This window comes from Parolsenella sp., assembly GCF_982402205.1.
The window spans coordinates 1-6992 of sequence record NZ_CEVYAT010000083.1 but is presented as its reverse complement, the minus strand read 5'-3'; the positions used below and the strand labels follow the sequence as shown (position 1 = coordinate 6992).

General features: G+C 68.6%; 9 protein-coding genes. All 9 read left to right on the top strand.

From position 1 onward, the window contains the following. Positions 1 to 380: ribosome hibernation promotion factor (locus AC1VTH_RS05515; protein WP_481335144.1), on the top strand; the 380-nt coding region annotated here is incomplete at its 5' end. Between the two features lie 91 nt (positions 381 to 471). Continuing rightward, the gene (locus AC1VTH_RS05510; protein WP_301830357.1) at positions 472 to 1446 is read left to right on the top strand and encodes a DegV family protein; all 975 of its coding nucleotides are present in this window, start codon (positions 472 to 474) and stop codon (positions 1444 to 1446) included. Between the two features lie 74 nt (positions 1447 to 1520). After that, the gene (locus AC1VTH_RS05505) at positions 1521 to 2666 is read left to right on the top strand and encodes an NAD(P)-dependent oxidoreductase (RefSeq protein WP_481335142.1); all 1146 of its coding nucleotides are present in this window, start codon (positions 1521 to 1523) and stop codon (positions 2664 to 2666) included. 3 nt (positions 2667 to 2669) lie between these two features. Beyond that, the gene (locus AC1VTH_RS05500) at positions 2670 to 3104 is read left to right on the top strand and encodes a hypothetical protein (RefSeq protein ID WP_293674129.1); all 435 of its coding nucleotides are present in this window, start codon (positions 2670 to 2672) and stop codon (positions 3102 to 3104) included. 1 nt (position 3105) lies between these two features. Continuing rightward, positions 3106 to 3924: an NYN domain-containing protein gene (locus tag AC1VTH_RS05495; protein WP_481335140.1), complete on the top strand. Its 819-nt coding sequence runs from the start codon at positions 3106 to 3108 to the stop codon at positions 3922 to 3924. Between the two features lie 12 nt (positions 3925 to 3936). Further along, positions 3937 to 4563 carry a HEAT repeat domain-containing protein gene (locus AC1VTH_RS05490; RefSeq protein WP_293824684.1) on the top strand — a complete coding sequence of 209 codons (627 nt, stop codon included), beginning with the start codon at positions 3937 to 3939 and terminating at the stop codon, positions 4561 to 4563. 105 nt (positions 4564 to 4668) lie between these two features. Beyond that, positions 4669 to 5763 carry an isocitrate/isopropylmalate dehydrogenase family protein gene (locus AC1VTH_RS05485; protein WP_481335138.1) on the top strand — a complete coding sequence of 365 codons (1095 nt, stop codon included), beginning with the start codon at positions 4669 to 4671 and terminating at the stop codon, positions 5761 to 5763. Between the two features lie 87 nt (positions 5764 to 5850). Further along, on the top strand, positions 5851 to 6735 hold the full coding sequence (locus tag AC1VTH_RS05480; protein ID WP_481335137.1) for a hypothetical protein: 885 nt from the start codon (positions 5851 to 5853) through the stop codon (positions 6733 to 6735). Between the two features lie 2 nt (positions 6736 to 6737). Further along, positions 6738 to 6992, top strand: a 255-nt coding sequence (locus AC1VTH_RS05475; RefSeq protein ID WP_481335136.1) for a 2-thiouracil desulfurase family protein, incomplete at its 3' end; no start/stop codon positions are given.

The window sequence follows — 6992 nt, the reverse complement described above, 5'->3', positions numbered from 1 at the left end:
TCTCGGCAGACCCCGACATGTACGCCGCCATCGACATCGCGGCCGGCAAGGTCACGCGCCAGGTGCGCAAGTTCAAGACGCGCATCATCGACCGTCGCCAGCGCTCCCAGGGACTGCCCGTCGAGCCCACCGCCGCCGACCTCGCGAGCCTCATCGAGCCCGCGGCCGACGAGGAGTCCGAGGACGACGTGCTTGTGCGCGAGAAGGTCATCGACCTGCCGCCCATGACCGAGGAGGAGGCGCTCGTCCAGACCGACCTCATCGGACACGACTTCTATGTGTTCACGAACGCCGCCACCGGCCTCGTGAACGTGGTCTACCGCCGCAAGAATGGCGGGTACGGAATCATCAAGCCCAAGATCGAGGAGCCAGATGACTAGCGATACCAGCGAAAACCCTAACATCCAGGCCGCGGGTTCTGCCGAGCCCGCGGCCGTCGCATGCGAAGCCAACGTGCCCGCCAACGACCCGATGGTCGCCCAGGCGGGCGCGAGCTATCGCCGCGACGGCCAGTGCCGCATCATCGTCGACTCGTGCGCCGACTTCGCCCCCGAGGTCGCCCGCGCCCTCGGCGTCGAGGTCGTGCACTTCTCGTTCGTCATGAACGACGGCGAGCACGCGGACGACCTGTGGAAGTCGATGACGCCGCACGAGTTCTACGAGCGTATGAGGAACGGCGAGCATGCCACCACCGCCGCCGTCACCCCGGGACACTACCTCGAGGTGTTCGAGCGCGCGGCCGCCTCGGGGGTGCCCGCGGTCTACCTCGCCTTTACCCGCGGCCTGTCCTCAAGCGTCGACGCGGCGCGCCAGGCGGCCGAGATGGTGCGCGAGGCGCACCCGGGCTACGAGCTCTACGTCGTCGACAACCTGTGCCCGTCTGCCGCCGCCGAGCTGCTCGCCATCGAGGCCGTGCGCCAGGTGGGCAACGGCCTCACGGCCCGCGAGCTCGTCGACTGGGTGGAGGAGGCCCGCTACTACATCCAGGGCTATTTCACGCTCGAGAGCTTCGACGCCCTGGCCCGCGGCGGCCGCATCCCGCCCGCGGCTGCCCAGGTGGGCGGCAAGCTCGACATCAAGCCCGAGCTGTCATACGACCTCAACGGTGCCCTCACGCTGCGCGGCATGTGCCGCGGCCGCAAGAAGGCCCTGCGCGCCATCATCTCGGACTTCAAGGAGAACTACATCGGCACCGAGGGCGTGGTGACCCACATGCCCATCGGCATCGTGAGCTCCGACGCCGAGAAGGACGCCAAGTGGCTTGAGGACCAGATCCGCAAGGAGCCGGGCTGCGCCGACATCCCCATCATCCACAGCTCGGTGAGCCCGGTCATCGGCGCCCACGTGGGACCGGGCATGGTCGCCTGCGCCTTCTGGGGCAAGGACCGCAGGGAATCGCTCTCGTTCACCGACCGCATCGCCAAGCGCGTCCGCGGCAACAAGTAGCCGCACACATCGTCTGATCAGCGCGCCGCGGACATCCCCGTCCGCGGCGCCGCACGCATGAAGAAGGGAAACGCATGACCACCACCGCCAGTCTCAAGGTCGCCTTCATCGGCACCGGCATCATGGGCGCGCCCATCGCCGGCCACCTCATGGACGCCGGCTACGAGCTCACGGTCTACAACCGCACCAAGGAGAAGACTGCCGGCCTCATCGAGCGCGGCGCCATCTGGGCAAACAGCCCCGCCGAGGCCGCCAAGGGCGCCGACGTCATCTTCACGATGCTCGGCTACCCCTCCGACGTCGAGGACGTCTACCTCGCCAGCGACGGCCTCATCCGCGCCGCCAAGACGGGTGCCTGGCTCGTCGACCTCACGACCTCCTCGGCCCAGCTCGCCCGCGACATCCACGACGCGGCCGAGGTTGAGGACAAACACGCCGTCGACTGCCCGGTGACGGGTGGCGAGCAGGGCGCCATCGACGGCACCCTCACGCTCATCATGGGCTGCGAGGAGGCCGACGCCGCCCCGATTGTCGCGCTGCTCGAGACCTTCTCGTCCAAGATCTTCTACTTTGGCTCGGCCGGCGCCGGCCAGACGGCCAAGCTCTGCAACCAGGTGTCGCTCGCCGGCTGCATGGTGGGCATGGCCGACGCCCTGGCCCTCGCCACGCAGGGCGGCATCGACGTGGCCAAGATGCTCGAGATGGTGGGCGGCGGCATGGGCGGCTCGCGCGCCCTTGCCGGCCTTGGCCCCAAGGCGCTCGAAGGTGACTACAAGCCGGGCTTCCTCGTCGAGCACTTTCGCAAGGACCTGGGCCTTGCGCTCGAGCAGTCCGAAGACCTGCAGATCACCCTGCCGGGTGCCGAGACGGCCTTCACGCTCTATGACATGCTCTGCCAGATTGGTGGCGCGCGCCTGGGCACCCAGGCCATCAGCCTGCTGTACGCCGAGCAAGCCGACGCCGCCGCTGCCGGCCTCGACTGGGGCAAGCTCGACGTGAGTCAGTACGCCCCCGAGGGCGAGGGCTGCGGCTGCGGCCACGAGCACGGCGAGGGCCACGAGTGCTGCGGCGGCCACGGCGACGGCTGCTGCGGCGGCCACGGACACGACGATGGCCACGAGTGCTGCGGCGGCCACGGCCACGAGCACGGCAACGACCACGAATGCTGCTGCGGTGGCCACGGCGAGGGCTCCGACTGCGGTTGCGGCCACGAGGAGTAGCTCGTGAGTGACGGATTCGCAATCACGGTCGTGAGCCTGCTGTTCGCGGTCTTTGGCATCGTCGTTGGCTTTCACGTAGGCGACGAGGCGGGTGCGCGCTGCGAGGGCGCGGCCCAGTACGGCATGGCCAACCTCGTGGCGGTGCTCGCGGGGTCTCTGCTGTTCATGCTCGTGTGGGCGTTTGGCTACGTGGTGCTGGGCACCTTCGCCTTTGGCGCGGTGGCCGGCGCCGTCGCGGGCCTCAAGTTTGGCTACGGCGAGAGCGTGGGGCCGTGGAAGTTCGTCGACCGCCTCATGACGCCCGCCGCCCGCAAGCGCGACCGTGAGCGCGCCCGCATGCGCCGCGCCGCGGCCAGGCGTGCCAAGACCGGCGAGGCCGAGCCCGAGCTCATCAGTGTCTCCGACGACGCCAAGGGACACGGGAAGGGTGGTAGGTAGCATGTCGGCAGCCAAGCATCTGGGAGCTGCACCGCGGACCATCGCCGTGCTCATCGACTACGAGAACCTGGCCTTTCGCGGCGTTCACGCCAAGGCTCCCGGCAAGGCCAGCCCCATCGACGTCAAGAGCATCATGGAGCGCCTCGCCGACAAGGGCCGCATCACCGTGCGCCGTGCCTACTGCGACTGGCAGCGCTACGCCGCCGACGTGACGCCGCTGCACGAGCTGGGCATCGAGCTCATCGAGATCCCGGACCGCGCGAGCACGGGCAAGAACTCGGCCGACATCCGCCTTGCGGTCGACGCGGTGGAGATGTGCCTCACCAAGAGCCACATCGACACCTTCGCGATTCTGTCGGGCGACTCGGACTTCTCGCCCGTCGTGGCGAAGCTGCGCGAGTACGACAAGACCGTGATTGGCGTGGGCAGGCGCGAGAGCACGAGCAACCTGCTCGTGGACGTGTGCGACGAGTTCATGTTCTACGAGGACATCGTGCGGCCCGTCGAGGAGGCCGAGGGCAAGGACGGCGCCGATGGCCAGCCCGGGGTGCTCCCGGCCTACCGCAAGGTGGTGCCCAAGGGCAAGCAGGGCTGCTACAAGCTGCTCCTGGGAACCGTCGACTCGATGCAGCGCGACCAGGACGGCCCCATCCAGGCCTCGGCCCTCAAGCAGGCGATGGTGCGCAAGCAGCCGCAGTTCTCGGAGAGCACCTACGGCTACAGCCGCTTCTCGAAGCTGCTCGAGGAAGCCTCGAGCCTCAAGCTCATCAAGATCAACAAGACCAAGGGCGGTTACAACGTCCTTGGGTTCAACGAATAAGGGAGTAGTTGCATGGCAGAAGAGAACCAGCCCACGCGCCGCAAGCTCGGCGAGGGTCTCATCAGCGAGACCGACCGCCTCATCGACGAGCTGAGCGGACCGGTGCGCCGCATGCGCCAGGAGGCCGCCTCGACGCTGGCGACCATGGCCTACGAGCAGCCCGAGAAGATCGAGGCCGACGTCGACAACATTGTCGACGCCCTCATCGACGCGCTGTTCCGCCCCGAGGCACAGACCCGCTGGGAGGCCCTGGGCGCTCTCTGCAAGCTCGCCGAGACCCACCCCGACCTCGTCGAGAAGGCCTACGAGGGTGCGGAGACGTCGCTGTTCGACGAGAACTCGAGCCGCGTGCGCATCGAGGCCTTCCGTATGCTCGCGAGCCTGGGCGCCACCTCGCCCGAGAAGTCCGACAAGGTCTGGCCGCTGCTCGATGAGGCCATCCAGTGCTTCCACGGCGACCCGGGCTACCGTGCCATGCTCGACTCGCTCGTCGACTTTGCCGCCGGCGCCGCCAGCGACGAGGTCAAGGAGGCGCTCGTCTCGCGCCTGACCTTCGATGCCGAGAACGGCCGCGGCTACATCAAGACCTGTTCGCAGTCCGTCATCGCCGCCGCCAAGGGCGAGACGGCCGACAAGTAGGCTAGCTGCACGTTTCGAACGTGTCACGGCGCCCGACCCGAGTTGTGCGGTCGGGCGCCGTATGCGTACAATCGCCTCACCACATCGAGCACAGGAGGTAGCACTATGGCCCACCAGGTAACGCTCATCCCGGGAGACGGCATTGGCCCCGAGATCTCGGATGCCATGCGCGAGGTCGTCGCCGCGACGGGCGTGCGCATAGACTGGCACGTCCAGACGGCCGGTGCCGCGGTGATGGAGCGGGAGGGCACGCCCCTTCCCGAACGCGTCCTCGACTCTGTGCGCGAGACGGGCACCGCCATCAAGGGCCCCGTCACCACGCCGGTGGGCTCGGGCTTCCGCAGCGTTAACGTGGCCCTGCGCCGCGCCTTCGACCTCTACGCCTGCGTGCGCCCCTGCCTCTCGATGCCCGGCGACGGCAGCCGCTACGACGACGTCGACCTCGTGATCGTGCGCGAGAACACCGAGGACCTCTACGCCGGCATCGAGTTCGACGAGGGCACGGATGGCGCCCGCCAGATCATGGCGACGGTCGAGGCGGCGGGCGCGGGCATCATCAAGCCCGACTCCGCCATCTCGCTCAAGCCCATCAGCGTGAGCGGGTCGGAGCGCATCGTGCGCTACGCCTTCGACTATGCGCGCGCCAACGGCCGCCACAAGGTCACCGCGGTGCACAAGGCCAACATCATGAAGTGCACCGACGGCCTGTTCCTGCACACCGCCGAGCGCGTCGCCGCCGACTACCCCGAGATTGAGTTCGACGCAAGAATCGTCGACGCCACGTGCATGGGCCTCGTGCAGCACCCCGAGGACTTCGACGTGCTCGTGCTGCCCAACCTCTACGGTGACATTGTGAGCGACCTGTGCGCGGGCCTGGTGGGCGGCCTGGGCCTGGCGCCCGGCTCCAACATCGGCGCCAACCAGGCGATTTTCGAGGCCACCCATGGCAGCGCCCCCGACATCGCGGGCAAGGACATCGCCAACCCCACGGCCATGATCCTGTCGGCCGCGATGATGCTCGACCACCTGGGCGAGGGCGCGGCCGCCGCCAACATTCGCACCGCCGTGCGCGAGGTGCTCGCGGCGGGCAAGCAGGTCACGGCGGACATCCGCCGCTCGCTCACCGGCTCGTTCGACGGCGCCGCGGGCACGCGTGCCTATGGAGCTGCCGTTGCCGAGGCGGTCGCGCGTCTCTCGTAGGTGGCGGCGGGGTAGACTGGAACCATATAAGGGAACGTGAGGCCGGACGCGCGAGCGCCCGGCCGCTTGATGAGGTGGGAGCTTCACATGGCAGCAAAGCACGGTGCCAACGCAGAGTCGAGCAAGGCGGCGGGTGCGCCCAAGGCGCTCGGGATGCCGGTCGTGGCGGTGGCCGTCGTCATCGCCCTGGTGGTGGGCGTCCTGCTCGGCCACTTCGTCCTGGGCGGCTCGGGCCTGTCTGCGGCCTTCGCGGGCAAGACGAGCGTTGCCGAGGGCGACCTCGACCAGGTGATCGCCACCTACACCTACAAGGGCAAGACCGAGAGCGTCACCGTGCGCGACGCCATCGAGTCGCAGACCTCGCTCGACGCGGTGAAGGACGACGACGGCAACTACACGCTGCCCAACGCCGACTCCGCGCTCGCCGTGGCCCGCAACAAGATTCTCGAGCAGGTGGCCGCTGACGAGGGCATCACGGTCTCCGACGACGAGCTGTCGAGCTACGCCGAGCAGATCCTGGGCGTCTCCGACATCTCGCAGATCGCCTCGCAGTACGGCCTGTCCGAGGATCAGGCCAAGGAGGTCATCCGTCAGAGCGCGATGATGTACAAGCTCAAGGACAAGGTCTGCAGCTCCGACACGCCCACCGCCCCCACTGCGCCCGACGCACCGGCCGACAATGACCAGGACAGCGCCAACGCCACCTACGGCGCCTACATTGTGGGCCTGCTCGGTGACGAGTGGGACAGCGCCAACAACACCTGGGCGCGCACCGACGGCGAGTACTACAACGCCCTCAAGGACGAGTCCTGGACGCCCGACGCCGCCACCTACGCGCAGGCGCAGATGGCCTACTCGGTGGCCTACCAGAAGTACGCCCAGGCCTCCCAGACCTCGAGCAGCGAGTGGACCAACTACGTGAACGGCATCCTGACCGGCGCGTCGATTCAAATCGCCACGCTTGGCGCCTAGTCGTGGACCTCATCGTCAGCAGATGCCTGTTGGGCGAGCACTGCCGCTATGATGGCGGCGCTCGCCCTTCTTTGTGCGTGGCCGCCCTCGCCGCCGGCGTGCGCGCGGATGGCGGGCGCGTGGTGGGCGTCTGCCCCGAGATGGACGGTGGCCTCCCGTGCCCGCGTCCGCCCGCGGAGATCGTGGGCGGGCGGGTGGTGAGCCGCGAGGGCGCGGATGCCACGGCCGCCTACGAGCGCGGCGCCGCGGCCGTGGCA